At 67.5% G+C, this 24,800-nt stretch carries 23 protein-coding genes; 10 read left to right on the top strand and 13 right to left on the bottom strand.

Annotated features, from left to right (window positions below):
- Nucleotides 1–2: 2 nt before the first annotated feature.
- From HLG70_RS17430 to HLG70_RS17420, 3 genes are read right to left on the bottom strand one after another with little or no spacing between them, the layout of a single operon-like run.
- Nucleotides 3–1,220 carry a CaiB/BaiF CoA transferase family protein gene (locus tag HLG70_RS17430; RefSeq protein WP_171661731.1) on the bottom strand — a complete coding sequence of 406 codons (1,218 nt, stop codon included), beginning with the start codon at nt 1,218–1,220 and terminating at the stop codon, nt 3–5.
- Nucleotides 1,217–2,077 (bottom strand): MaoC/PaaZ C-terminal domain-containing protein, encoded by an 861-nt coding sequence (locus HLG70_RS17425; protein ID WP_171661732.1) that lies wholly within the window; start codon nt 2,075–2,077, stop codon nt 1,217–1,219. Before HLG70_RS17425 ends, HLG70_RS17430 begins: the two co-directional genes overlap by 4 nt.
- Before the next feature lie 7 nt (nt 2,078–2,084).
- Nucleotides 2,085–2,999 (bottom strand): SDR family NAD(P)-dependent oxidoreductase, encoded by a 915-nt coding sequence (locus HLG70_RS17420; RefSeq protein ID WP_171661733.1) that lies wholly within the window; start codon nt 2,997–2,999, stop codon nt 2,085–2,087.
- A gap of 149 nt (nt 3,000–3,148) precedes the next feature.
- Between HLG70_RS17420 and HLG70_RS17415 the strand changes: the two genes are divergently transcribed.
- Together HLG70_RS17415 and HLG70_RS17410 are read left to right on the top strand one after the other, a co-directional pair.
- Complete coding sequence (locus HLG70_RS17415; RefSeq protein WP_171661734.1) at nt 3,149–4,048, top strand: LysR substrate-binding domain-containing protein; 900 nt, start codon at nt 3,149–3,151, stop codon at nt 4,046–4,048.
- Nucleotides 4,049–4,283: 235 nt separating this feature from the next.
- A complete protein-coding gene (locus HLG70_RS17410; RefSeq protein ID WP_171661735.1) occupies nt 4,284–5,267 on the top strand; it encodes a Bug family tripartite tricarboxylate transporter substrate binding protein in 984 nt (327 codons plus the stop codon).
- A 1,342-nt stretch (nt 5,268–6,609) separates the two neighbouring features.
- Here the strand turns inward: HLG70_RS17410 and HLG70_RS17405 are convergent.
- Genes HLG70_RS17405 through HLG70_RS17385 form a run of 5 tightly spaced genes read right to left on the bottom strand, consistent with a single transcriptional unit; the run spans nt 6,610 to nt 11,739 of the window.
- Entirely contained in the window at nt 6,610–7,578 is a 969-nt protein-coding gene (locus HLG70_RS17405) for an NAD(P)H-dependent flavin oxidoreductase (RefSeq protein WP_171662024.1), read from the bottom strand.
- A gap of 19 nt (nt 7,579–7,597) precedes the next feature.
- Nucleotides 7,598–8,572, bottom strand: a complete 975-nt coding sequence (locus tag HLG70_RS17400) for a Bug family tripartite tricarboxylate transporter substrate binding protein (protein WP_171661736.1) — start codon at nt 8,570–8,572, stop codon at nt 7,598–7,600.
- 56 nt (nt 8,573–8,628) lie between these two features.
- Nucleotides 8,629–10,149, bottom strand: a complete 1,521-nt coding sequence (locus HLG70_RS17395; RefSeq protein ID WP_171661737.1) for a class I adenylate-forming enzyme family protein — start codon at nt 10,147–10,149, stop codon at nt 8,629–8,631.
- 16 nt (nt 10,150–10,165) lie between these two features.
- The gene (locus HLG70_RS17390) at nt 10,166–11,338 is read right to left on the bottom strand and encodes a thiolase (protein WP_171661738.1); all 1,173 of its coding nucleotides are present in this window, start codon (nt 11,336–11,338) and stop codon (nt 10,166–10,168) included.
- The gene (locus tag HLG70_RS17385) at nt 11,335–11,739 is read right to left on the bottom strand and encodes a Zn-ribbon domain-containing OB-fold protein (RefSeq protein WP_171661739.1); all 405 of its coding nucleotides are present in this window, start codon (nt 11,737–11,739) and stop codon (nt 11,335–11,337) included. Before HLG70_RS17385 ends, HLG70_RS17390 begins: the two co-directional genes overlap by 4 nt.
- Before the next feature lie 200 nt (nt 11,740–11,939).
- On the opposite strand from HLG70_RS17385, the gene HLG70_RS17380 reads away from it, so the two are divergent.
- From HLG70_RS17380 to paaG, 3 genes are read left to right on the top strand one after another with little or no spacing between them, the layout of a single operon-like run.
- The gene (locus tag HLG70_RS17380; protein WP_171661740.1) at nt 11,940–13,130 is read left to right on the top strand and encodes an acyl-CoA dehydrogenase family protein; all 1,191 of its coding nucleotides are present in this window, start codon (nt 11,940–11,942) and stop codon (nt 13,128–13,130) included.
- 32 nt (nt 13,131–13,162) lie between these two features.
- Entirely contained in the window at nt 13,163–14,275 is a 1,113-nt protein-coding gene (locus tag HLG70_RS17375) for an acyl-CoA dehydrogenase family protein (protein WP_171661741.1), read from the top strand.
- Entirely contained in the window at nt 14,272–15,078 is an 807-nt protein-coding gene (gene paaG, locus HLG70_RS17370) for a 2-(1,2-epoxy-1,2-dihydrophenyl)acetyl-CoA isomerase PaaG (protein WP_171661742.1), read from the top strand. Before HLG70_RS17375 ends, paaG begins: the two co-directional genes overlap by 4 nt.
- Before the next feature lie 25 nt (nt 15,079–15,103).
- On the opposite strand, the gene HLG70_RS17365 is transcribed toward paaG, so the two are convergent.
- Nucleotides 15,104–15,997, bottom strand: coding sequence for a LysR family transcriptional regulator (locus HLG70_RS17365; protein WP_171661743.1), 894 nt, complete (start codon nt 15,995–15,997; stop codon nt 15,104–15,106).
- A gap of 150 nt (nt 15,998–16,147) precedes the next feature.
- Here HLG70_RS17365 and HLG70_RS17360 point away from each other — a divergent pair, with 150 nt between their 5' ends.
- The 4 genes from HLG70_RS17360 (at nt 16,148) to HLG70_RS17345 (ending at nt 19,979) form a co-directional block, all read left to right on the top strand.
- A complete protein-coding gene (locus HLG70_RS17360; protein ID WP_171661744.1) occupies nt 16,148–16,978 on the top strand; it encodes an FAS1-like dehydratase domain-containing protein in 831 nt (276 codons plus the stop codon).
- On the top strand, nt 16,975–18,168 hold the full coding sequence (locus HLG70_RS17355) for a CaiB/BaiF CoA transferase family protein (RefSeq protein WP_171661745.1): 1,194 nt from the start codon (nt 16,975–16,977) through the stop codon (nt 18,166–18,168). The genes HLG70_RS17360 and HLG70_RS17355 overlap by 4 nt, the downstream gene beginning before the upstream one ends.
- The gene (locus HLG70_RS17350; protein ID WP_171661746.1) at nt 18,165–19,010 is read left to right on the top strand and encodes an HpcH/HpaI aldolase/citrate lyase family protein; all 846 of its coding nucleotides are present in this window, start codon (nt 18,165–18,167) and stop codon (nt 19,008–19,010) included. Before HLG70_RS17355 ends, HLG70_RS17350 begins: the two co-directional genes overlap by 4 nt.
- Nucleotides 19,011–19,082: 72 nt before the next feature.
- Nucleotides 19,083–19,979 (top strand): sugar kinase, encoded by an 897-nt coding sequence (locus tag HLG70_RS17345; RefSeq protein ID WP_171661747.1) that lies wholly within the window; start codon nt 19,083–19,085, stop codon nt 19,977–19,979.
- A 34-nt stretch (nt 19,980–20,013) separates the two neighbouring features.
- Here the strand turns inward: HLG70_RS17345 and HLG70_RS17340 are convergent, their stop codons facing one another.
- From HLG70_RS17340 to hda, 4 genes are read right to left on the bottom strand one after another with little or no spacing between them, the layout of a single operon-like run.
- Complete coding sequence (locus HLG70_RS17340; protein ID WP_171661748.1) at nt 20,014–20,514, bottom strand: 2-amino-4-hydroxy-6-hydroxymethyldihydropteridine diphosphokinase; 501 nt, start codon at nt 20,512–20,514, stop codon at nt 20,014–20,016.
- A gap of 4 nt (nt 20,515–20,518) precedes the next feature.
- Nucleotides 20,519–21,886: a polynucleotide adenylyltransferase PcnB gene (pcnB, locus tag HLG70_RS17335; RefSeq protein ID WP_171661749.1), complete on the bottom strand. Its 1,368-nt coding sequence runs from the start codon at nt 21,884–21,886 to the stop codon at nt 20,519–20,521.
- Nucleotides 21,887–22,585, bottom strand: a complete 699-nt coding sequence (locus HLG70_RS17330) for an HAD family hydrolase (RefSeq protein WP_171661750.1) — start codon at nt 22,583–22,585, stop codon at nt 21,887–21,889.
- On the bottom strand, nt 22,582–23,283 hold the full coding sequence (hda, locus tag HLG70_RS17325; protein WP_171661751.1) for a DnaA regulatory inactivator Hda: 702 nt from the start codon (nt 23,281–23,283) through the stop codon (nt 22,582–22,584). Before hda ends, HLG70_RS17330 begins: the two co-directional genes overlap by 4 nt.
- Nucleotides 23,284–23,673: 390 nt before the next feature.
- On the opposite strand from hda, the gene purM reads away from it, so the two are divergent.
- Nucleotides 23,674–24,723, top strand: coding sequence for a phosphoribosylformylglycinamidine cyclo-ligase (gene purM, locus HLG70_RS17320; RefSeq protein WP_171661752.1), 1,050 nt, complete (start codon nt 23,674–23,676; stop codon nt 24,721–24,723).
- The last annotated feature ends 77 nt before the right edge of the window (nt 24,724–24,800 follow it).

The raw sequence follows: 24,800 nt of genomic DNA, 5'->3' as shown, positions 1-24,800 counted from the left end.
CATCACTTGCCGAATGCCGCGATCGCCTCCGCCGACTTGCCCAGCACTTCACGCAGCACTTCCTCGGTGTGTTCGCCCAATAGCGGCGGCGCGCGGCGATACACCACGGGGGACGCCGAGAACCGCAGCGGGCTGGCCGTGACCGGGGCCGTGCCGCCAGACGGATGCGGCATGTCGCGCCGCAACTGCCGCGCATGCGCCTGCGGATGCGCGAATGCCTGGGCGATGTCGTTGATGGGGCCGCAAGGCACGCCCACGGCTTCCAGCCTGGCGATCCAGTCGTCGCGGGGGCTTTCCCGCATGATCGCCGCCAGGATGCCGATCAGCACTTCGCGATTGGTGACACGCAGCCGGTTGGTGGCAAAGCGCGGATCGTCTCCTAGTTCCGGCGCCCCGATGGCGCGGCAATAGGCGCGGTACTGCGATTCATTGCCCGTGGCCACGATCAGGTGGCCGTCACTGGCGGCGAACACCTGGTAAGGAACCACGTTCTGATGCGCGTTGCCGGCGCGGGTGGGCGCGACGCCAGAGTTGAAGTAGTTTGAGTTCTGGTTGGCCAGCAGCGCCACATGGCTGTCCAGCAGGGCGATGTCCAGGTGCTGGCCCAGGCCGCTGCGATGGCGTTCCTGCAAGGCCGCCAGCACCGCCACGGTGGCATACATGCCGGTGACGATGTCGGTGACCGCCACGCCGGCCTTCTGCGGCCCGCCGCCGGGCAGGTCGTCGCGTTCGCCGGTGATGCTCATCAGGCCGCCCATGCCCTGGATCATGAAGTCGTATCCCGGGCGCTGCGCGAACGGCCCGTCCTGGCCAAAGCCGGTGACCGAGCAGTAGATCAGGCGCGGGTTGATTTCCTTCAGGCTCTGGTAGTCCAGCCCGTACCTGGCCAGTCCCCCCACCTTGAAGTTCTCGACCAGGATGTCGCTGACCGCGGCCAGTTCGCGGATCAGCGCGGCGCCTTCGGGCGTGGCCATGTCGGCTTCGACCGAGCGCTTGTTGCGGTTGGCGCTGAGGTAATAGGCGGATTCGTTGGTGTCCTGCCCGTCGCCGTCCTTCAGAAAGGGCGGGCCCCAGGCGCGCGTGTCGTCGCCCACGCGCGGGCGTTCGATCTTGATGACATCGGCGCCCAGGTCGGCCAGGTTCTGCGTGCACCACGGCCCGGCCAGGATGCGCGACAGGTCCAGCACGCGGATGCCGTCTAGCGGAGGCGGCCGCGTCATGATTGCACCGTGGCGGTGCCGTGGCTCATGACGACGACGCCGCGCTCCTTGGCGCGCGCAATGAAGCGGATCTGGCCGTCCGGCGTGCGCCACATGTCGCATTGCAGGGTTTCGCCGGGATACACGGGCGCGGAGAAGCGCGTGTTCAGGCTGGTGAGGCGCGCGGCGTCGTAGTCGCAGAACGTCTTGACGATGGCGTGGGCCGCCACGCCGTACGAACACAGCCCGTGCAGAATGGGGCGCGGGTAGCCCGCCTGGCGCGCGATCTCGGGATCGGCGTGCAGCGGATTGCGGTCCGCGTTCAGCCGGTAGAGCAGCGCGGCGCTGGGCGGTATGCGCAGCTCGCAGCGCAGTTCGGGGTCGCCATCGGGCGCGGCGGGCAGGGGCTCCGGACTGGCGTCGCCTTGGCCGAAGCCGCCGTCGCCGCGGCAGAAGGTGCTTTGCCGCAAGGTGGCCAGGCACGCGCCGTCTTCATCGTGCAGCGTGCGTTCGGTGACGATGATGGCGCCCTTGTCCGCGCCCTTGTCGACCACGTGCGTGTTGCGCGTCTTGCCGGTGACCACGCCCGAGACGGGCAGGGGCGCATGCAGCGTCAGCCGCTGCTCGCCATGCACCACCTTCACCCAGTCGACGCCGGTGCGCGGGTCGCTGACCCAGAAGCCCGGATAGCCGAGGATCACGCTCATCGTCGGAAACGCCTGCAGGTCCTTTTCGTACACGTAGCGCAGCTGGCCCGCGTCTTCGGGGTCTTGCCCCAGGCCGATGCCCAGCGCATACAGCATGGTGTCTTTCTGGTCATAGCGCTGACGCACGTCGTCAAAGCGCCATTCCTTCACGGTTGCATAGTCCAACGGCATGGCGGCCTCAGATGGGATCCCAGTCGATCACGTCGGGCGAACGCTCCAACGCGTAGAAGTGCTTGCGCATGGCCGGCACCGCGATCTCGGCGATGCGTTCCGGCGTCCAGCCCTCGCTGTGGTGCACGGTGCGCAAAGGCCTGGGCTGGCTCATCAGCATGATCTCGTTGGCGCGCACGGCGAAGATCTGCGCGGTGATTTCGCTGGCCGCGTCGCTGGCCAGGTAGACCGCCATGGGGGCGACCTTGCCGGCTTCCATCTTCTTGAGCTTCTCGACGCGGGCCTTCTCTTCGTCCGTCTCCGCCGGAATCGAGCTGGTCATGCGGCTCCAGGCGAACGGCGCGATGCAGTTGGACCGCACGTTGTAGCGCGCCATGTCCAGGGCGATGGATTTGGACAGCGCCACGATGCCCAGCTTGGCGGCCGCGTAATTGGCCTGGCCGAAGTTGCCGATCAGCCCGGACGTGGATGTCATGTGCACGAAGGCGCCGGACTCCTGTTCGCGGAAGTAAGGCGCCGCCGCGCGGCTCATGAAGAACGTGCCGTTCAGGTGCACGTCGATCACCTGGCGCCATTCCTCTTCGCTCATCTTGTGGAAAACCCGGTCGCGCAGGTTTCCCGCGTTATTGATGACGGCGTCGATCCGGCCGAACGCGTCGATCGCGGTCTGCACGACGCGGCTGGCGCTGTCGTACGCGGCCACGCTGTCGGTGTTGGCGACCGCCAGCCCGCCGGCCGCGGCGATTTCCTTCACCACGGCTTGCGCCGGGCCTTCCGCGCCGCCTTCGCCCGTGAGCGATACGCCGATGTCGTTGACGACGACCTTGGCGCCTGCTTGCGCCATGGCCAGCGCAATGCTGCGGCCAATCCCGCCGCCCGCGCCTGTAACGATGACTACCTTTCCGGAAACTATGCCGCTCATTGAAGCTGACTCCTGTGCTGCGGCGCGCGCGCCGTGTGGAAAACAGTTCCGCATCAACCCGTCTGGTTTACGGGAATGCACCATGGTAGATTCGACCCGGCATTCGAAGAATTCAAAATTAGAAATGCCCCCCTTCTGCGTGGTGGAACATGAGACATGATCTGACTGACCTGCGTTTGTTTCTGAACGTGGGGGACACACTCAACCTGACACGGGCCGCGGAGCGCACCTTCCTGTCGCTGCCCGCGGCAAGCGCCCGGGTCAAGCACATGGAAGAGGCCTTCAAGGCCCGGCTGCTGGTGCGCATGGCCACGGGCGTCGCGCTGACGCCGGCGGGCGAGGTGCTGCTCAAGCACGCCAATGCCGTCTTCCGGCAGCTCGAATGCCTGAACGCCGATCTGCAGCCCTACGCCAGCGGCTTGAAGGGACGGCTGAGATTGCTGGCCAACACCACGGCCACCAACTCCTTCCTGGCCGACGCGCTGTCCACCTTTCTTGCGGAAAACCCCGACGTGGACGTGGAGCTCGAAGAGAAGATCTCGGGCGACATCGTCATCGCGATCCGGGCGGGCGCCGGGGATCTCGGGCTCGTGGCCGGCAATATCGACGTCGAAGGGCTGGACGTCACGCCCCTGTTCCGGGATGAGCTCACCGTGGTGACATCGCTGAGCCACCCGCTGGCCGCCCAGAGTTCCGCGCATTTCGTGGACCTGGTGGATGCCTATCAATTTGTCGGCATCCATCCCGACAGCGCCATCCAGACCTTCCTGGAAGACATCGCCAGCGGATTGGGAAAGCGCATCTGCCAGCGTGTGCATGTGGGCAGCTTCGAAGCCGTCTGCCGCATGGTGGAGGCGGGCGCGGGCATCGCGGTCGTGCCGCGCGCCTGCGCGGCGCGCTACAGCCGCCCCGACGCCTTGCATGTCCTGAAGCTGGAAGACCCCTGGGCGCTGCGTGACCGCCTGCTGTGCCGTCAGCGTGGCCGTGACCTGCCCAGCTTCGCGGAATGCTTCATCGAGCACGTGCAACGCGCCGCGCGCGGGCAATAGCGCGCCGGCGGCCGCATCCGCCACGGATACCGCATCGGATGCCCTAGGCCATATGGCGTAATTCCGCGGCGACCGGACAGATAGTGTCCGGTGAGCGAACCGGAGCCCGGGCGAAAGAGGGGCTTTTGAAAATGTGTAGCGGCAAATCCCGGCAATCGGAAAATAATAAAAAAGCAGCGGCGGGCGGAAGTTCTTGATGCTTGACCGTGAATAGAAGAAGACTCAGGAGACTGCCGTGATCGATCTTGAACGCCGCCGCGTCGTCGCGGGGCTGGGCGCCGCGTGCGCCGCCGCCATGCTTCCTTCGTGGGCCCGTGCCGCAACCTGGCCTGGCCATGCCGTGACCTTCATCGTGCCCTTTCCCGCGGGTGGGCCGGTGGATACCACCGCCCGCTTCACGACGCAACCGCTGGGGCAGCTCTGGTCGGTGCCCACCGTGGTGGACAACAAGTCTGGCGCAGGCGGCATCGTGGGCGCGCAGTTTGCCGCCAAGGCCGAGCCCGACGGCTACAACTTCTTTTTCGCGTCCATTCATCACGCAGTGCTGCCCAGCCTGCGCAACAACCTCAGCTACGACATCAGCAATGACTTCGTGCCGGTCGGGATGGCGGCGGTCTTTCCGATCGTACTGGTGGTGAACGCCTCGCTGCCGGTGAACACGGTGAGCGAACTGATCGCCTACGCCAGGAAGAACCCCGGCAAGCTGTCGTTCAGCTCGTCCGGCACCGGGGGCGGCACCCATCTGGCAGGCGAACTGTTCAATGCCATGGCCGAGGTGCGCATCCAGCACGTTCCCTATCGCGGCAGCGCACCCGCCATGCAGGACCTGCTGGGCGGCCAGGTGCAGGTGATGTTCGCGGACGGCCCGTCGGCCGTGCCGCATCTGAAGGGCGGCAAGATACGCGCGCTGGGAGTCGGCAACCCCACGCGTTCCAGCATGCTGCCCGATGTGCCGACCATCGCCGAGTCCGGTTTGCCGGGCTATGAAGCGTATTCCTGGAGCGGAGTGCTGGCGCCCAAGGGCACGCCGCCGGATATCGTCAAGCGCATGAACGCCGACATGGTGAAGGTGCTGTCGGACCCCGGCACGGCCAAGGCCATGATCGCGGCGGGCGCCGAGCCCAAGCCCGGCACGCCGGAACAATTCGGCGAATTCGTGCGCGACGAAATCGTGAAGTGGCGGGAGTTGATCAAGACGGCGAACATCAAGCTGGAGTGAGGGGGGATTTGGGGCGGGCGCTTGGGGGGCTGCGTGGACGGTAGCTCTTCGTAGGTTGCTTGTTGTTCTTTGTCGCTTGCCTGTTGTTTGTCGTGGGTCGCTTGTTGTTCTTCGTAGGTCGCCCGTCATGCTTCGCTGGTCTCCAGTCATGCTTCGTAGGTCGCCCGGCGGCGCGGGCGGGGGGGCTGCGAGCGCCCGCCATTGCGGTCCGGAGCCTTCGCTCCGGACTGCCCCGTCGTCATCTTCGTCCAGGCCTTCGGCCTTCCCTTCAGATTCCCTCGGGCGCATGGAGGTTGCTCGCAGCCCCCCCGCCCGCGCCGCCGGGCTACGAGTGTCTGGGTTTGATGCGCTGTTAGACCTGTGGTCGGGGCAGGGAACTTGCGGGGCCGCCAAATGCAGCCGCGCGGGCGGCTGCATTTGGCATATGGGCGTTTGGTCGTTGATGCGGTGTTCGCTTACGCGAATGCGGAGAGACGTTTGCTAATGGTGCCCGCCGTGGGGGGAGGGGCGGTGATGGGCGGCGCGCGATGGCGAGCCGCTTGCGCATGGAGTTTGTGCGCGCGCGCCGCCCATCGGGCACGGGAGTTGAAATGGCGATTAGTGACGGGCGGAGAAGTCTGCGCCTGTTCTGGCTGGCTTGATCGTTGCCCGCTGCCAATTGCGGATATCTGGCAGTTATCGGCGCGCAGCGGCGCACCGGCTGGTGGATCGCGAGCAGCATCGGTTTGTGAATCATGAGGAGCGCGCAGCGGCATCATGTGCCGCAAGACACCGCGTAAGCCTCAAAAGGCCGCCCGGGCGGCCGTTTTGAGGCGGGCCCCGCAAACGAAATCTTCCGCAGCCGCGTAGCGGCATCCCCAATCGCAAGACACCGTCAAAGCCCCCGAGGCCGCCCGCGCGGCCGACAAGGGGCGAGCGACGCAAGATCTTCCATCACCACACAAACGCGGCCAAGCACACCAACACCCTGACCCACACGCGAAGCGTCATCGCTACGACGCAAGACACCGCGTAAGCCCCCCAAGGCCGCCCGCGCGGCCGGCCGGGGGCGGGCCCCGCAAGATATTCCATCACCACCCCACCCTTGGCGAGAACCTCAAGAACCCCACCCGCCCCAGCGCCCGAAAAGTTTCAACCACCAGAGCCTGGCGTGGCGGGGGCCTGGGGTGTGCGGGGCGTCGATAAGCCCGAGGGAATCTGAAGGAAGCGCCAAAGGCGCTGACGAAGATGACGATGGGGCAGTCCGGAGCGAAGGCTCCGGACCGCAATCGCAGCCCCACACACCCCAGGCCCCCGCCACGCCAGGCGTCTCAAGAACCCAAAGAACCCAAACCTCCGCAACTCAAATGCCTCTCCGAACCACCCCCTCCCGAGCCCCCCAATACTCCGCCTCCAACTGCTCCACCAACGTCCCCACAGCCAAGATCTCCTGCGCAGCCCCAACTCCCTGCCCGGCGCTCCACACATCCTTCCACGCCTTCGGCCGAGTACTCTTGTCCATGTTCGCAGTCGGCACTTCGCCGCCTTTCGCCAGCGCCACGGGATCCAGCCCCGCCGCCACGATGCTGGCCGACAGATAGTTCGCCGGCACGCCGGAGAAATAAGGCGTATAGGTCACGTCCGCCGCCTGCGCCTGCAGCACCATCTCGCGATAGGCTGCGCCTGCCAGCGACTCCTGCGTGGCGATGAAGCGCGTGCCCATGTACGCGAAATCGCAGCCCAGGACCTGGGCCGCCAGGATGTCCTTGCCATGGCTGATGCAGCCTGACAGCGCCAACGGCCCGTCGTAGAACGCGCGGATCTCGTTCACCAGCGCTATCGGATTGACCTGGCCCGCGTGGCCGCCCGCTCCGGCGGCCACCAGGATCAGGCCGTCGACGCCCGCGTCCAGCGCGCGTTTGGCGTGGCGCACCGTCGTCACGTCGTGATAGACCAGGCCGCCGTAAGGATGCACCGCCTTTACCACCGCTTCCGGCGCGTGCAGCGATGTGATGATGAGCGGCACGCGCCGATCCGCGCAGATGGCCAGGTCGCCCTGCCAGCGGGCGTTACTGGGATGGACGATCAGATTCACGCCATACGGCGCCACCCTGGCGGCCGGATCGGCCTTGCGCTTGGCCGCAAGGCCATCTTCTATGCGGGTGATCCAGTCGTGCAGCTGTTCCTGCGGACGGGCATTCAGCGATGGAAAGGTGCCGATGATCCCCGCCGCGCATTGCGCCACTACCAATTGCGGCCCCGAGACCAGGAACATGGGGGCGCCAATGACAGGCAGGCGGGTCTGGGCGTGCAGCGCAAGCGGAGGATTCATCATGGTGCTCCGGTGTTGATCAGTTGGCCTGGATGTTGGCGCTTTGGATAACGTCCGCCCACAGGGCGTACTCGCGGTCGATGCGGGTTTGAAGGGCCTTGGAATCTCCCGTGTTGATGGCGTATCCGCCCTCGGTCATGGCCTGGCGGAAGGCGGGGTCTTTCGATACCTCGCCCAGCGCGCGGGTCAGGCGCGCCGACACGGCCTCGGGCAGCTTCTTCGGCCCCACCAGCGCGTACCAGCCCACGACCTCGTAGTCCTTCATGCCGGCTTCGATCATCGTCGGCACCTCGGGCAACTCGGGGTTGCGCGTCTTGGATGTGACGGCCAGCGCGCGCGCCTTGCCACTCTTGATAAAGGGGATGGCGGTGCTGGTGATATCGAACATGAACGTCACTTTGCCGCTGATGACGTCCATCATGGCGGGCGAATTGCCGCGATAGGGCACGTGCAGCATCGCGGCTTCGGCCTGCTTCTTCAGCAGCTCGGCGGACAGGTGATTGGACGCCCCGATGCCCGCGGACCCGAACGACACGGCGTCGGGATGCGCGCGCGCATAACTGACGAGCTCGCCCACGTTCTTGGCGGGGATTTGCGGACCGATCAGCAACACGTTGGCGTAGTCCACCACCAGTCCGATCAGCGAGAAATCCTTGCGCGGATCGAACAGGGTGCTGCGCTGTACCAGCGGCGACATCGTCAGGGTGGGGCTGGCGGCAAAGCCCAGCATGTAGCCGTCGGGCGCGGCCTTGGCGGTGGCGTCCGAAGCGATCATGCCGCTGGCGCCCGCGCGGTTTTCCACCACCACGGCCTGGCCCAGCTTGTCGCCCAGGTATTTGGCGAAGACGCGGGCCGTGGTGTCCACGGGGCCGCCCGGGGCGTAGCCCACCAGCAGGCGGATGGGACGTTCGGGGTAGCCCTCGGCCCAGGCGCCTTGGGCGGCAGTCAACGCAGCCACGGCGGTGGCCGCGGCGAACAGGTTCTTGATGTTCACGCTCTTGTCTCCTTGTGTATGAGTGGCTGGTCGTGGAGCGGAACGTCTGTCCGCGCCTACGCCAGCCTTTCTTTCAATGGCTGCTTCAGGATCTTGCCGCTGACGGTGGTGGGTATCGTTTCGATGGGGATGATGCGCGCCGGCCGCTTGTACGGCGCCAGCTGGGCGCGCAGATGCAGCATCAGCAGGTTGGTGTCTATCGTGGCGCCGGGCATGGGCTCGACGAAGGCGATGACCTCTTCGTTCTGGTCCGCGGTGTCGCGGCCCACCACGGCGGACAGGCGCACGCCGGGAAAGGCATTGATGACCGACTCGACCTCGATCGGATAGACGTTGAAGCCAGAGCGGATGATCAGGTCCTTGGAGCGTCCCGCGATGAACAGCGCGCCACTGGCGTCGACAAAGCCGATATCGCCGGTGTTGAGCCAGCCTCCGGGCAGCAGCGCCTGCGCGGTTTGCCCGGGATCGCGGTAGTAGCCGAGCATGACGCCGGGGCCGCGGATCAGGATGTCGCCGCGTTCCCCGGGCACGGGAGCGCCCGCATCCGGGCTGCCGATGCGCATCTGCACGCCGTCCACGGCGTAGCCCGCGGAACAGTCGTCGCGCGGCGCGTCGATGTCGGTGATGAACATGGAGCCGGCGTACTCCGTGATGCCGTAGCCGTGATGCATAGGCACGCCGAAGTAGCGCTGCGCATCGCGCTTGAGCGTCGGATCCAGCGCGGCGCCGCCCGTATACAGGTAGCGCAGGGCGGGCGCGCGCAGTTCGGCGCGCGGCGGGGCCATGGCCATCATGCGGCTGAACATGGTTGGCACGCCCTGCAGGATGCTGACGCCGGGATGCGCCAGCGCCTTGAAGGCGTCGGCGGCATCGAAGCGGCTGCGCAGCACCAGGCTGGCGCCCGCATGCAGGGTGGCCATCAGCACGGTGGCGATGCCAAAGATATGCGACATGGGCAGCGCGGCATAGCCGATGTCGTGCGGGGTCAGCCGGCGCGATGCCGCGGACACGCGCGCAAAATGCAGCAGGCCGCGGTGCGGCACCAGCACGCCCTTGGGGGAGCCGGTGGTGCCGGATGTGTAGATCACGGTGGCGACTTCCGCCGCCAGTTCGCCGGTTTCCGCGTGCGTGGGGCTGGCTGCCCTTGCGGCTTGCACCCCCGAACCCCAGACGGCGGCGTCCGCGTCGACCGCGCCCGCGGCGGCGGCATGCGCGGCGGCCGCGGACGAGATGCCGGTGGTGTACAGCACCAGTTCGGGCTGCGCATGCTGGCGGATGTTGTCGACCTCGCGCGCGGACAGGCGGGCATTCACTCCCACCGGCCACGCGCCCGCGAGGCCGCATCCGAACAGCGCGGCGATCATCGCCGCGCTGTTTTCGCCCACCATCAGCACGCGGTGGCCGGGACGCACGCCCTGTTCCCGCAGCCATCCGGCCGTGTCCTGTACGCGCCGCCATAGCTGGGCATAGCTGAGCGTGCCGCCGCCTTCTTCGTACAGGCAGATGGCGTCGGGCTGCCGGTGCGCCTGCAGCGCCAGGAGCTCATGGATGCGGGCGAGGGGTTCTGCTTGAGACATCGTGTCGCCGTGCCGGTCAAAGAGTGGCCTGGGTGCCCAGGATTGCGGTGGATTGGCTGGACAGCGTGCCGCCGTTGCCGTGCACCAGCGCGAGCTGCGCGCCGGCGACCTGGCGGGCGCCGCCTTCGCCACGCAGCTGGCGCACGGCTTCGATCATGATGAAGACGCCATACATGCCTGGATGCACGCAGCACAAGCCGCCGCCATTGGTGTTGACGGGCAGCCTGCCGCCGGGGGCGATGGCGCCGTCCGCGATGAATTCCTTGCTTTCGCCCTTGGCGCAGAACCCCAGGTCTTCCAGGAAGAGCAGGGTGTTGATGGTGAAGGCGTCGTAAAGCTCCACCACGTCGATATCCTTCGGCGTCACGCCGGCCATGTCGAAGGCTCGCCTGCCCGATTCGGCGGCGGCGGTCACGGTCAGGTCTTCCATGGAAGAAATCTGCCGGTTCCACACCGCCGTGGCGTTGCCCAGCACATAGACGGGCGGCCGAGGCAGGTCGCGCGCCCGGTCGGCGCGTACCAGCACGTAGGCGCCCGCGCCATCGGTGACCAGGCAGCAGTCGCGCACGCTCAGGGGGTCGGACACCATGCGGGCGGACAGGATCTGGTCCAGCGTGGCGGGTTCGCGCAGTTGCGCCTCGGGATTCAGCTGGGCCCATTGGTTGGCCGCCAGCGCCACCTGCGCCAGGTGTTCGCGGCGCGTGCCGTACTGATGCATGTGGCGGGCTGCCGCCAGTGCATAGGAAGACAGCGGGCTCAGCGGATCGTAGGGGGTTTCATAAGGCTGGGGATCGAACTGCTTGCGCACGCGGCCGATCTCGGCGCGGCTCAACGTGGAGGTGCGCTGGGTGCTGCCGTAGCAGACTAGCACCGCGTTGCATTGGCCGGACGCCAGCGCGTGCAGCGCGGGCAGCAGGTGCGCCACGAAGCTGGAGCCGCCCAGCATGGTGCTGTCGATGAAGGTGGGGCGGATGCCCAGGTGTTCGATCACCGGCATGGCCCACATGGGCGCGGCGACGCTGGCGGTGCAGATGCCGTCGATGTCGCGCATGCTCAGGCCGGCGTCCGCCACGGCGCGTTGCGCCGCCTGCACCAGGATCTCCATTTCGGTGTAGCCCGTGGCCTGTCCGAGGCCGGCGTGGCCCACGCCGGCCACCGCCACGGCGCCGCGCAAATCGTTCAGCGTCATTGCGCCTCCTTGTTGGGAACGAACACCACCAGCCCCTGCCCGTTCTGCAAGGCCACCTGAGCGCGCACCGCCATGCCGATATGCACCGCGTCCGGCGCAATGCCTTCAACGCGGCTCATGAGCCTGACGCCTTCGTGCAGGTCGATCAGGGCCACGTTGTAGTCGCCGCCCGCGTCGGGCTTGCGCCGCACGACGGTGGTGGAATAGACGGTGCCGCGCCCGTCGGGCGTGGTCCATGCGAGCTTGTCCGCGCCGCAATGGGGGCAGATCATTCGGGGATAGAACACCGCGCGGTCGCAACCGGCGCAATGCTGAATAAGAAACCTGCCCTCGTCGAGCGCCTGGCGGTACTGCGCCTCGACGCCCTGCGGCACGGATTCCTGCTGATCGGAAACAGTCATGGTGCGATGGGATTCCTGTGTTGACAGGCCCTAGTGTCGGCACCGCCGCCGGCTTCGGCCATTCTTCATTGCTGAAGCAGGACTTTTGCCAAACCGTAGTGCCCCGCCTTCCCTACACGCCGCGCGAAGCCCGTCTTCGGAAGAGGCAGATTGTCCGGGCGTCCAGGCCGTGGCTAGATACCGGGAAAAGGAGGTAGACCATGAACCTGACCTGGACGCCGCAAGAGCGCCGATTCCGCGAAGAGGTGCGCGCATTCGCAGACGCAAAGTTGCCGGACGACATCCGCGGCAAGGTGCTGCGGCATCAGCGGCTTGAACGCGACGACTATGTGCGCTGGCACAACATCCTGGCCGATCAAGGCTGGGGCGCGCCCAACTGGCCCGTCGAGCACGGCGGCACGGGATGGAATGCGCTGCAGCGCCTGATCTTCGAAGTGGAATGCTTCAAGGCGGGCGCGCCGCGCCTGCTGCCGTTCGGCCTGTCCATGATCGGTCCCGTGCTGATGAAGTACGGCAGCGCCGAGCAGCAGGCCCGCCTGCTGCCTCGCATGCTGCGGGTGCAGGACTGGTGGTGCCAGGGTTACTCCGAGCCGGGTTCCGGATCCGATCTGGCGTCGCTGAAGACGCGCGCCGAGCGCGACGGCGACGAATACGTGGTCAATGGCCAGAAGACCTGGACCACGCTGGCGCAATACGCCGACTGGATGTTCTGCCTGGCGCGCACCGACCCGGACGCGCGCGCGCAACGCGGCATCTCGATGCTGCTGCTCGACATGCGTGCTCCGGGCGTCACCGTGCGCCCCATCCGCACGCTGGATGGCGGACACGACGTCAACGAGGTCTGGCTTGAGAACGTGCGCGTGCCGGTGGCCAACCTGGTGGGCGAAGAAAACCAGGGCTGGACCTACGCCAAGTACCTGCTGGGCCATGAGCGCACCGGCATCGCCGGCCTGGGGCATTGCCATCGCGAACTGGGCATCCTGAAGACCATGGCGGCGCGCGCGCAGTCGCACGGCAGGCCCCTGCTGGCCGACAGCCGGATGCGCGACCGGATCTCGCGCATCGAGGTCGACATCATGGCGCTGGAGATGCTGCTGCTGCGCGTGGCCTCCAGCAACGACGGCACGCCGGGCCCGGAGGCCTCGGTGCTGAAGATCCGCGGGTCCGAGATCCAGCAGGATCTGGCCATGCTGCAAATGGAGGTCGCGGGCCCCGACGCCTGGCCTTATGACCCCGATTGGCTGCAGGCCGGCAACGATTTTCACGGCCCCGGCCCCGAGATGGCCGCCGCTGCCGGCGCGGGCTATGCCGATATGCGCAAGACCTCGATCTACGGCGGCACGACCGAAGTGCAGAAGGGCATCATCGCCCGCCTGGTGCTGGGCCTCTAAGCCCGGCTGGCAATCCAACAGGAACACGACGCATGGATTTCCTCTATACCGAAGAACAGCGCATGCTGGCCGACAGCCTGCGCCGCCTGGTGGACCAGGCATGGACCTTTCCCCGGCGCAGGGCCCGGCAGGCTGCAGGCAAACTGGACGCGCAAGCCTGGGGCGCGCTGGCCGAACTGGGTGTGCTGGGCCTGAACATTTCCCAGGATTTCGGCGGGTTCGGCGAAGTGCCGGCCAGCTTGCTGCCGGTGCACGTCGAACTGGGGCGCGGGCTGGTGTCCGAGCCTGTCATCCCCAGCGCGGTCATGGGCGCGGCGCTGATCGACGCATGCGGCGACGCTGCCCGCGGCCGCTGGCTGCCGGCTATCGCCTCGGGCGCAGCCATCGTCAGCGTGGCCTACCAGGAGCCCGGGCGCCGCTACGACACGGACCCGCAGGACTGCCGCGCCGCACAGACCGCGCAAGGCTGGCAGCTGAGCGGCGCCAAGCATCTGGTCTGGCATGGCGCCGCCGCCACCGCATGGCTGGTGAGCGCGCGCGGCGCCCAAGGACAGACGGTGCTGCTGGCCGTGCCGGCGGACGCGGCGGGCGTGCGCGTCACCGATACCCCCACCCTGGATGGCGCGCGCTGCGCGCGGCTGGATCTGGATACTGTCGTGCTGCCGGCCGACGCCTTGCTGGCCGAGGGGGAGGCCGCCGACCAGGCCCTGGTCCTGGCCTTGCAATGGGGCACCGCCGCGCTGTGCGCGCACGCGGCGGGCGCCATGGAGCGCTTGCTGGAAATCACCGTCGAATACCTGAAGACGCGCAAGCAGTTCGGCCAGCCGCTGGCATCCTTCCAGGCCTTGCAGCACCGCTTGGCCGAGATGCTGGTGGCCAAGGAACTCGCCCTGTCGATGGCCTACGTGGCGGTGGCGGCGCTGACCGAATCCGATGCCGCGCAGCGCCGCCGCATGATCGCGTCGGCCAAGCTGGAAGCCGCGCGCGCCGGCCGCCTGGTGGCGCAGATGGCGGTGCAACTGCACGGCGGCATGGGCATGACGGACGAACTTGAGGTAGGCGATTATTTCAAGCGCCTGACCGCCGTGGACCTGCTGCTGGGCGACACGGCCGAACAACTGGCCACGCTGGAGGAACTGGCATGAGCGCGGAAAATACCGGATTCACGCAGATCCGATTCACGCTGGAGCGGGGCGTGGGCGTCATCACGCTCAACCGGCCCGACCGCATGAACAGCTTTACCGAGGTGATGCACGCCGAGCTGGCGCGCGCGCTGGACGTCATGGAGGCCGACGCCGGCCTGCGCGGCCTGGTGATCACGGGCGCGGGCCGCGGCTTTTGCGCGGGGCAGGACCTGGGCGAACGCAAGCCGGCGGAGGACGGTTCGCGCCGCGACCTGAGCCTCATGCTGGAAAAATGCTATCGGCCCCTCATCAACCGCTTGCGGGGCTTGCCCGTGCCGGTGGTATGCGTGATGAACGGCGTGGCGGCCGGCGCGGGCGCCAGCCTGGTGCTGGCGTGCGACGTGGTTTTTGCCGTGGAATCTTCCCGCTTCGTGCAGGCGTTCAGCAAGATCGGCCTGCTGCCCGATGCCGGCGGGACCTGGTTCCTGCCGCGCCTGGTGGGGTCGGCGCGCGCGATGGGAGCGGCCCTGTTCGGCGAATCCGTCACGGCGGCCCAGGCGGAGTCCTGGGGGCTGATCTGGCGGGTGGTGCCCGACGCGGCGCTGGCGGACACCCTGGCCCACGTGACGGCCACGCTGGCGGCGGGGCCCACGCGAGCCTACGCCGCAACCAAGGCGGCGCTGCACGCATCCAGCGGCAACACGCTGGCCCAGCAGTTCGACCTGGAATGCCGGCTGCAGCGCGAACTCGGCTACACCGACGACTACCTGGAAGGCATGCGGGCGTTCGCTGAAAAGCGCGCGCCTGCGTTCAGCGGCAAGTGATGCGCGGCGGGCGCCCGGTAGAGTCTCAGGGTACGCGCGGCGACTGGATCTGTTCGATGAGGTCGCGCGCGCAGCCGGGCAGGGCGTCGATGTCGCGCACCAGCAGCTTGCGTTCGCGCACCACCCAGGGCTCGTCCAGTTCGACCACGCGCAGTTTGGTGTCGGCGCCGTAGCGGCGCGCCGCCGAGTCGGGTATGACGCCGATGCCAACTCCCGCCTGCACCATGCGGCAGATCGAATCGAAGCTGTAGAGCTGGATGCGCTGCGGCAGGCGCTGGCCGATGCGCTCGAGCTGATCGCGCAGGAAGGCCACCAGGGTGGAGCCTTCGTGCATGGTGATGAACGGATAGCGCACCGCGTCCGCCAGCTTGACCTTTTCCTGGTCCTGCAGCGGATGGCCGTTGGGCACGACCAGCACCAGCCGATCGGTGCTGAAGTGGATGGTCTGCAATTCGGGCGCATCGACCGGGCCTGCGACGATGCCCAGGTCAGTGGTGCCGTCCAGCACGCCGCGCACGATGTCGCGTGTCAGCCGCTCCTGCAGGTCCACCGTGACGCCTGGGTGTCCGGACAGAAAGTGCGCCAGGATGTCCGGCATGAATTCCGTGACCGCCGTGGTGTTGGCGAAAATGCGGATGTGGCCGGTGTCGCCGTCGGACTGTTCCTGGAAGTCATGCTTCAGGTGATCCACCTGCCGCATGATGACCCGGGCATGCTGCAGCAGCTTCTGGCCAGCGGGCGTGATCTCCACGCCGCGGCTGTCGCGGTAGAGCAGGCGGGAATTGAGCTGGTTTTCCAGCGCCTTGATCCGCACGCTGACCGCGGCCAGGGACAGGTGCGCCCGCTTGGCCGCCTGGGTCAGGCTGGGGGATTCGGCGATGTGGATGAACAGTCGGAGGTCGGCGAGGTCGAAGTGCATGGTCCGTATATTACGGCGCGCGGCGCCGGGGGCGTGCGCGGACGGCCGATTCAGGCGCCGCAAACCCCGCCTTGAGGAAAAACGAATTCACAACGGGGACGGCTTGCGGGCATGCTTCAGGCTGTAAAAACTCCACCAAAGGATATCGGCATGACTTCTACAGATCCGGCCGCATGGATCGGCAGCGGCGAGCGCAAGGCGGACGCCATGGATCCCGGCCATGCCGCGCGCATCGCCGCCACCTTGGGTGGCCACGTTCCTGTCCAGGGAGATGCCTTGCCGCCGCTGTGGCAGTGGGCTTTCTTCATCAGCACGGTAGGCATGGACGGCTTGGGGACGGATGGCCATCCCTCGCGCGGCGGCTTCCTGCCTCCCGCACAGGACCGCAACCGCATGTGGGCCGGCGGCCGCGTGGAATTCCGCCAGCCGCTCAAGGTCGGGGTGCCGGCCGAGCGGGTGTCCACCGTGGCCGATGTCAAGGAAAAATCGGGCCGCACCGGCTCCCTGCTGTTCGTGACCGTGCGCCATGAATACCATCAGGCGGGCGAAGTGGCCATCCTGGAAGAGCAGGACATCGTCTATCGCCAGCCCTCGCCGCCCAAGCTCACGGGCAGCGAACCCGCGCCCCAGGCGCAGTGGCGCGACACCGTCGATCCGACCCCGGTGCTGCTGTTCCGCTATTCCGCGGTGACCTTCAACGGCCATCGCATCCACTATGACCATCCCTATGTAACCGGCGTCGAGGGCTACCCCGGCCTGGTGGTGCACGGCCCGCTCATCGCCACCGAAATGGTCGCGGCCTTTGTCCGCGCCCATCCCAAGGCCCGGTTGACGCATCTGTCCTACCGCGGCTTGCGCCCGCTGATTTCGCCCGCGCCCTTCCAGGTGGCCGGCCGCTTGACCGAGCCGGGCGTGGCCCAGCTCTGGGCCGAGCAGGACGGCACGCTGGCCCACCAAGCCGAATTGAGGTTCACCGAATGAGCATGCAGGATTCCCGCCCGCTGGACGGCATTACCGTCGTCAGCCTGGAACACGCCATCGCCGCGCCTTTCTGCACCCGCCAACTGGCGGACATGGGTGCGCGCGTCATCAAGATAGAACGCCCGGGCAGCGGGGATTTCGCCCGCGGCTACGACGAACGCGTGCGCGGCCTGTCCTCGCACTTCGTCTGGACCAATCGCTCCAAGGAAAGCCTGACGCTGGACCTCAAGCGCGAGGAGGCCGGCGGCATCATGGATCGTCTGCTGGAGACCGCCGACGTGCTGGTGCAGAACCTGGCCCCGGGCGCCGCCGCGCGGCTGGGCCTGTCGTTCGAGGCCCTGCAGAAGAAATATCCGCGCCTGATCGTCTGCGACATATCCGGCTACGGCGAGGGCGGTCCCTACCAGGACAAGAAGGCCTACGACCTGCTGATCCAGAGCGAAAGCGGCTTTCTGTCGGTGACCGGCACGCAGGACGATCCGGTCAAGGCCGGCTGCTCTATCGCGGACATCGCCGCCGGCATGTACGCGTATTCGGCCATCCTGAATGCGTTGCTGCTGCGCCAGAAAACGGGTCTGGGCAGCCGCCTGGACGTCTCCATGCTGGAAAGCATGGTCGAGTGGATGGGTTTTCCCATGTACTACGCCTTCGACGGCGCGGCCGCGCCCGTGCGCGCCGGCGCCGCCCATGCGTCCATCTATCCCTACGGACCGTTCCCGGTGGGCGACGGCTCCACCATCATGCTGGGCCTCCAGAATGAGCGCGAATGGCGCGTCTTTTGCGCCCAGGTGCTGCGCCAGGCGGAACTGGCCGAAGACCCGCGCTTTATCTCCAATTCGCTGCGCACGGCCAATCGCGATGTCCTGCGCGCGCTGATCGAGGCCGCCTTCGCCGACTTGTCCATCGAGCAGGTGACGGACCGCCTGGAAGACGCTCAGATCGCCAACGCGCGCGTCAATGACATGGCGGGGGTGTGGGCGCACCCGCAGCTGCAGGCCCGCGCCCGCTGGAGCCAGGTGGACAGCCCCGCCGGCGTTCTTCCCGCGCTGCTGCCGCCGGCCAGCAGCAATGCCTTCTCGCCGCGCATGGACGCCGTGCCCGCGGTGGGCCAAAACACCGATGCGGTGCTAGCATCATTGGGATACGCGCCCGACCAGGTCGCGAAATTCCATGCCTCGGAGGTTGTGTGATGCATCCCGTCGTTCGTAGCGCCCTGTTTGTGCCGGCCTCCCGGGCCGAGCGCATACCCAAAGCGCTGGCTGCCGGCGCGGATGCCGTCATCGTCGACCTGGAGGACGCGGTGGAGCACCTGGCCAAGGCGTCCGCCCGCGAAGCCCTGTGCGATTTCCTGGGAATGAATCCCCGGGCGCGGCTATGGGTGCGCATCAACGACGCCTCGACCTCCTGGCACGACGATGACCTGAAGGCCTGCCGGGGCAAGCCCGGCGTGGCCGGCATCCTGCTGCCCAAGGCCGAAAGCCTGGCGCAGGTGCGGCATGCGGCCCAGGCCGGGATGCCGGTCATTCCCATCCTGGAAACCGCCCAGGGCATACTCAACGCCGCCGAGATCGCCGCCACGCCCGGCGTGGCGCGCCTGGCGTTCGGCAGCCTGGACTACGGCCTGGACCTGGGGCTGACCCCGGACACCCCGGGCGCCGAAACGGTGCTGGACCAGGCTCGGGTGCAGGTGTTGCTGCACACCCGCGCCACCAGCCTGGCGCCCGCGCTGGACGGCGTCTTTCCCGGCGTGCAGGACCAGGCCGGGCTGGCCGCCGCGGCCGGCCGCGCGCAGCAAATGGGATTTGGCGGCATGCTGTGCATCCATCCGACGCAGGTGCCGGTCATCCACGCCGCCTTCGTGCCGGCGCGGCAAGAGCTGGAATGGGCCAGACGCGTCATCGCCGCGCACCGCGACACGGCCGCGGGCACCTTCATGCTGGAAGGCAAGATGGTCGACGCGCCGGTCATCGCGCGGGCCCGCCTGGTGCTGGCGCAAGCCGGAGAATCCGCGGGAGCCTCCACGGGTGCCTGACACCCGGAGGAAAACCGGCTTGTCGTTTGCGCCGATACTTCAAGGGTATCGGACACCTTATAAGGCAGGCCCATGAGCGACGCGCTCTTCATCGGACATACCTACATCGACGTCACCGTTCTGGCCGACGAATGGCCCACGGGCGACGAGAAACTCGTGGCGCGGGACTACGCCGTGTCCTTCGGCGGCAACGCGGTCACCGCCGCGTTCGCATGCGCGCGGCTGGGCTCGCCGCCCGACCTGATGTGCTCGCTGGCGCCAGACTGGCTGGGGCACATGTACTCCGACATGGCGGCCGCGCACGGGGTGTCGCTGCACGCGCGCCAGGTGCGTCGTTCATCCCTGTCCTTCATCATGCCCAACCACGGCAAGCGCGCGATCCTGCGCGCGCGCGACGTGGAATACCTGAACGACTTCCCAAGGCTGGACATCGGCGGCTATCGCGCCCTGCACCTGGACGGCCACCAGCCCGACGCGGCCCTGCACTATGCGCGCGCCTGCCGGCAGGCCGGCGTGCTGACCTCGCTGGACGGCGGAGGCGTGCGCGAGAACACCGACGAGCTCCTGCGCCATATCGATGTGGCCGTCTGTGCGGAGCGCATGTGCGAGCAACTGGAGCTGACGCCGGCAGGCCTGCTGGACCTGCTCAAGGCGCGCGGCTGCCGCATCGGCGCCGTCACGATGGGCGAGCGCGGCATGCTCTGGTACGACGAGACGGGGCGGGTCGACACGCTGCCTTCGCTGGACGTGCCGGGCGCGCGCATCGTCGATACCTCGGGGGCGGGGGACGTGTTTCACGGCGCCTATGTCTGGTCCTACCTGAACCGGCCGGACTTGCCCTGGGTGGAGCACTTCACGTTCGCGCGCGCCGCGTCCGCCCACAAGATCCAGCACCTGGGCAACGAGGCCGGGCTGCCTCGGGTCGAGGACGTGGAGCGGGCGATGATGGCGTTCACGCCCAAGGCGTGAGGGCCGGGGCGCGCGGGCAGAGCCGCGCCGTCCCTCAATCCCCGGTCTGGCCGGCGATCCGTTCGATCGGCTGATCCTGGATCGCGTCGATCCATTCGCCGATGGGCCTGTCCTGCAGCAGCAGGCCGGGCGCCAGGTCCCGCAAGGGCAGCAGCACGAAGGCGCGCAGGTGCATGCGGGGGTGCGGCAGGGTCAGCCGTTCGTCGTCCAGCTGCGTGTCGCCGTGCAGCAGCAGATCCAGATCCAGCGTGCGCGGGGCATTCCGGTAGGGGCGCAGGCGGCCGTGCAGGTTTTCCAGCGCCTGCAGGACATCCAGCAATTCCAGTGGCGGCAGGACGGTATCCAGCGCCGCCACGGCGTTGATGAAGTCCGGGCCGGTGGCATCCACCGGCGCGCTGCGGTAGAACGGCGATGCGGCCACCGCCGTCACGCCCTGGGTTTCCCGCAGCTCGGCCAGGACGCGGCGCAGCGTTGCCGCGCTGTCGCCCAGGTTGGCGCCCAGGCCGATGTAGGCGCGGACTGGCGGGAAGGACACGGTATTACTCGGTGCCGGGGGCGCTGCGCGGCGCGCTGCGGCGCGGGCGGCGGCGCTTGCGCGCGGCGGGGGCGGACGGGGCGTCGCCGGCTTCGCGCGGCAGGCGCGCGACTTCCTCGATCATGTCGGCGCGGGTGGCGTCGTCGGCATTGGCCAGGTCCATCCACCACTGCGCCAGCACGCTGTCGAACTCGCCGGCCGCGGCGCGCAGCTGCAGGAAGTCGCAGGCGGCGCGGAAGCGCGGCTGTTCGATCATGCGGAAGATGGTCTTGCCCATGCGCCGCTCGAAACGCGGCTGCATGAACCAGATCTCGCGCATGTCGGACGAGAAGCGGCGCTGGATGGCGAGCTTCTCGGTCTGCTCCTCGAGCACCGAGTCCGCGGCCGCCGACAGCGCCGGGATGGTGTGCTCGCCTTGGGCGCGCAGCTGCTTCCAGCGCATGTCCACCTGCTGCCACAGCAGCGCGGCGAACAGGAAACTGGGGCTGATGGTCTTGCCGGCGCGCACGCGCGCGTCGGTGCGTTCCAGCGCGAGTTCCACGAAGTGTTCGCCGCCGGGCTGCTCCAGCACCACGTCCAGCAGCGGCAGCAGGCCGTTGTGCAGGCCGTCGGCGCGCAACTGGCGCAGGCAGTCCATGGCATGGCCGCAGGTCAGCAGCTTGAGCATTTCGTCGAACAGGCGCGAGGCCGGGACGTTCTCGATCAGCTCCGCCATGGTGCTGATAGGCTGGCGGGTGGCCGGGTCGATCGTGCCGTTGAGCTTGGCGGCGAAACGCACCGCGCGCAGCATGCGGACCGGGTCTTCGCGGTAGCGCTTGACCGGGTCGCCGATGATGCGGATCTGGCGCTTCTTCAGGTCCGCCACGCCATCGTGGTAGTCAATGACTTCCTCGTTGTGGGGATCGTAGTACAGCGCGTTCATGGTGAAGTCGCGGCGTTTGGCGTCTTCTTCCTGCGAACCGAACACGTTGTCGCGCAGGATGCGGCCGTGCTCGTCGGTTTCCTGGTCTTCCGAGGCCGGAGCGCGGAAGGTGGAGGTCTCGATGATTTCCTGGCCGAACACGACGTGGACCAGCTGGAAGCGGCGGCCGATGATGCGGGCGCGGCGAAACAGCGGGCGGATCTGTTCGGGCGTGGCGTTGGTGGCCACGTCGAAGTCCTTGGGTTCGAGCCCCACGATCAGGTCGCGCACCGCGCCGCCGACGATATAGGCTTCGTAGCCATGCTGGCGCAGGACTTCGCACACCTTGATGGCGTGCCGCGAAACGTTGCGACGGTCGATGCCGTGCTTGTCGCGCGCGATGCGCAACGGCCCCCGGGGTGCCGGCGCGAACAGTCGGCCGACGAATTTTCTTATGGTTTCAGTGATCATTTAGGACTTCGAATCTTCCATGTGGTCGAACAGGTCGATCACTTGCCAGCCGCGCTCCTGAGCGATATTGCGCAGGGTAGGGCTGGGGTTGGCGGCGATCGGACGGGTCACCTTTTCGAGCAGCGGCACATCATTGACCGAATCGCTATAGAAAAACGATTCCGAGAAATCCGCAAGTCCCAATCCCATGCCCGCCAGCCAATCGTTGACGCGCACCACCTTGCCTTCCTTGAAGCTGGGCGTGCCCAGGATCCGGCCGGTGTAGCGGCCGCGCAGGTATTCCGCGTCGGTCGCGACCAGATGGGGCACGCCGAAGGCGCGGGCGATGGGGGCGGTGACAAAGCTGTTGGTGGCGGTGACGATGGCGCAGAGGTCGCCGGCTTCCAGGTGCGACTCCACCAGGTCGCGCGCGGCGGGGGTGATGGACGGGCGGATGACTTCGTCCATGAAGGCTTCGTGCCAGGAAGCCAGATCGTAGGGCGAATGCGCGGCCAGCAGGCCGAGCATGAATTCGGCGGCCTGTTCGGCGGTCAGTTCGCCGCGGTTGTAGCGGTCCATCAGATCGTCGTTCAGGCGGCGGGCTTCGTCGGGATCGCCCGCCCGGCCCGTACGCGCCAGATAGTCGGCCCATTGATAGTCGCTGTCCAGCGGCAACAGGGTGTGATCCAGGTCGAACAGGGCGAGACGTCGGGTGGTCATGTGCGTTGTGAATCAGGGTCTGCGAGCATGGCCCGCAGCAGGGGCAGGGTGATGGGGCGGCCGGTGGCCAGGGAGTAACGGTCGAGCGCGTCGAGCAGCGCGGCCAGCTTGCGGATGTCGCGCTCGTGGTGCGTGAGCATCCAGTTGATGATTTCGGGCGCCAGGTGCAGGCCGCGTTCGGCCGCCTGCGCCGAAAGCGCAGCCAGCTTGTCGGCATCGGACAGCGGATCCAGGCGGAACACCAGGTCCCAGCCCAGGCGCGTGCGCAGGTCTTCGCGCAGCGGCATCGACAAGGGCGCGCGGTCGCCCGCCAGCGCCAGCGCGAAGGCGCGGCCCGTGGCGGCGGACTCGCGCCAGCGGTTGTACAGCGCAAACAGCGCGGCCTGGCGGCTGTCGTCCATGCGGTGCACGTCGTCGACCGCCACGAACTTGGGCATGGGCGACTTGGAGTCGGCTTCCGCCAGCCGGCGCAGCATGGTTTCGCCATTGGCCGCGTCGATGAAGACGGCGTCGGGGCGCGCGGTCAGCGCGCGCAGCAGATGGGTGCGGCCGCAGCCCGCGGCGCCCCAGATATACAGGGCGCGACCCGGATTGAGCGCGCGCACGGCTGCCAGCGCTTCCCCGTTGGGGCCGGCGATATAGTTGTTCAGCGATGGCGCTGGCGCGGGAAGAACGTCGAGCAGCAGCTGGCGGTTCATGAGAGGTTATCAATCAGGCTTTTTCGGTACTTCCGAAAACCAACGCCGCGAGCATTCGTAGCGGATTTCCGCCGCTTGTTTCCGCGGAACGACATGCCGGGCAGCGCTGCCGGAGTGCCGGAAAAGCCAAGAAAATCGGTGATACATGGGGCTGGAAAGAGCCCGGGCAGGGCCGGAAAAGGTCTGCCATGGGCTTTAACCGCCAGAAACTGGCAAAATCAATACCGGCCAACCCTACACTTTAAACCACCTGGGGGGATGGTGTCGCGTCCGAGCGCTTGGCCTGGCTTGGGTTTGCGCCCTTAAGCCCTGCTTGCGCCCGCGACATCGTAAAATGCAGGGCGTTCCACCAAAATCCCAGCAATTGTTACATACCCCACGGCATTTCTCATGACGAATCAACCTAAAGCCCCCTTGACCTACCGCGATGCCGGTGTCGACATCGACGCAGGCGACGCCCTGGTCGACCGTATCAAACCCCTCGCAGCGCGCACCATGCGCCCCGGGGTGCTGGCCGGTATCGGCGGCTTTGGCGGCCTGTTCGAAGTGCCGAAGTCCTTCAAGGAGCCCGTGCTGGTGTCGGGCACCGACGGCGTGGGCACCAAGCTGCGCCTGGCGTTCGACTGGAACCGCCACGACACCGTGGGCATCGACCTGGTCGCCATGAGCGTCAACGACATCCTGGTGCAGGGCGCCGAACCGCTGTTCTTCCTGGATTACTTCGGCTGCGGCAAGCTTTCGGTGGACACGGCGGCGTCGGTGGTGGGCGGCATTGCCAAGGGCTGCGAGCTGTCGGGCTGCGCGCTGATCGGCGGCGAAACCGCCGAAATGCCGGGCATGTATCCGGACGGCGAATACGACCTGGCCGGTTTTGCGGTGGGCGCGGTTGAAAAGTCCGCCATCATCGACGGCAAGTCCATCAAGCCGGGCGACGTGGTGCTGGGCCTGGCGTCCAGCGGCGCGCATTCCAACGGCTACTCGCTGCTGCGCAAGATCCTCGAGCGCGCCAACGCCAAGCCCGATGACGATTTCCACGGCCAGCCGCTGGTCGACGTCGTCATGGCGCCCACGCGCATCTACGTCAAGCAGGTGCTGGCCGCGCTGGCCAAGCACGGCACCGCCATCAAGGGCCTGGCCCACATCACGGGTGGCGGGTTGCTGGACAACGTGCCGCGCATCCTGCAGGCCGGCCTGTCGGCCAGGCTGCATCGCGACGCCTGGGAAATGCCCAAGCTGTTCCAGTGGCTGCAAGAACAGGGCGGCGTCGAAGACACCGAAATGTACCGCGTCTTCAACTGCGGCATCGGCATGGTGCTGGTGGTGGACCCGGCCCAGGCCGATGCCATCGCCGCCACGCTGCGCGAGCAGGGCGAGACCGTCAGCAAGCTGGGCGAGATCGTCGAGCAAAAGGACGGCATGGCGCAGACCTTCGTGGTGTAACGCCGCGCGCAGGCTTAGGCTGCAAAAAAACCCGCCGTCTCCGGCGGGTTTTTCACGTCCGCGTCCGCCGGCGCAAG

Origin of the sequence: Achromobacter deleyi (assembly GCF_013116765.2) — a bacterium.
Classification (GTDB): domain Bacteria; phylum Pseudomonadota; class Gammaproteobacteria; order Burkholderiales; family Burkholderiaceae_B; genus Achromobacter; species Achromobacter deleyi_A.
The sequence above is the reverse complement of the archived record's forward strand: the minus strand, read 5'-3'. Positions and strand labels throughout refer to the sequence as shown.

What these genes read in the sequence shown, in the direction of transcription:
- HLG70_RS17430 (WP_171661731.1), bottom strand. Translation starts at nt 1,220, where the DNA reads ATGACGCGGCCGCCTCCGCTAGACGGCATCCGCGTGCTGGACCTGTCG.
- HLG70_RS17425 (WP_171661732.1), bottom strand. Translation starts at nt 2,077, where the DNA reads ATGCCGTTGGACTATGCAACCGTGAAGGAATGGCGCTTTGACGACGTG.
- HLG70_RS17420 (WP_171661733.1), bottom strand. Translation starts at nt 2,999, where the DNA reads ATGAGCGGCATAGTTTCCGGAAAGGTAGTCATCGTTACAGGCGCGGGC.
- HLG70_RS17415 (WP_171661734.1), top strand. Translation starts at nt 3,149, where the DNA reads ATGAGACATGATCTGACTGACCTGCGTTTGTTTCTGAACGTGGGGGAC.
- HLG70_RS17405 (WP_171662024.1), bottom strand. Translation starts at nt 7,578, where the DNA reads ATGAATCCTCCGCTTGCGCTGCACGCCCAGACCCGCCTGCCTGTCATT.
- HLG70_RS17395 (WP_171661737.1), bottom strand. Translation starts at nt 10,149, where the DNA reads ATGTCTCAAGCAGAACCCCTCGCCCGCATCCATGAGCTCCTGGCGCTG.
- HLG70_RS17390 (WP_171661738.1), bottom strand. Translation starts at nt 11,338, where the DNA reads ATGACGCTGAACGATTTGCGCGGCGCCGTGGCGGTGGCCGGCGTGGGC.
- HLG70_RS17385 (WP_171661739.1), bottom strand. Translation starts at nt 11,739, where the DNA reads ATGACTGTTTCCGATCAGCAGGAATCCGTGCCGCAGGGCGTCGAGGCG.
- HLG70_RS17380 (WP_171661740.1), top strand. Translation starts at nt 11,940, where the DNA reads ATGAACCTGACCTGGACGCCGCAAGAGCGCCGATTCCGCGAAGAGGTG.
- HLG70_RS17375 (WP_171661741.1), top strand. Translation starts at nt 13,163, where the DNA reads ATGGATTTCCTCTATACCGAAGAACAGCGCATGCTGGCCGACAGCCTG.
- paaG (WP_171661742.1), top strand. Translation starts at nt 14,272, where the DNA reads ATGAGCGCGGAAAATACCGGATTCACGCAGATCCGATTCACGCTGGAG.
- HLG70_RS17365 (WP_171661743.1), bottom strand. Translation starts at nt 15,997, where the DNA reads ATGCACTTCGACCTCGCCGACCTCCGACTGTTCATCCACATCGCCGAA.
- HLG70_RS17360 (WP_171661744.1), top strand. Translation starts at nt 16,148, where the DNA reads ATGACTTCTACAGATCCGGCCGCATGGATCGGCAGCGGCGAGCGCAAG.
- HLG70_RS17355 (WP_171661745.1), top strand. Translation starts at nt 16,975, where the DNA reads ATGAGCATGCAGGATTCCCGCCCGCTGGACGGCATTACCGTCGTCAGC.
- HLG70_RS17345 (WP_171661747.1), top strand. Translation starts at nt 19,083, where the DNA reads ATGAGCGACGCGCTCTTCATCGGACATACCTACATCGACGTCACCGTT.
- pcnB (WP_171661749.1), bottom strand. Translation starts at nt 21,886, where the DNA reads ATGATCACTGAAACCATAAGAAAATTCGTCGGCCGACTGTTCGCGCCG.
- HLG70_RS17330 (WP_171661750.1), bottom strand. Translation starts at nt 22,585, where the DNA reads ATGACCACCCGACGTCTCGCCCTGTTCGACCTGGATCACACCCTGTTG.
- hda (WP_171661751.1), bottom strand. Translation starts at nt 23,283, where the DNA reads ATGAACCGCCAGCTGCTGCTCGACGTTCTTCCCGCGCCAGCGCCATCG.
- purM (WP_171661752.1), top strand. Translation starts at nt 23,674, where the DNA reads ATGACGAATCAACCTAAAGCCCCCTTGACCTACCGCGATGCCGGTGTC.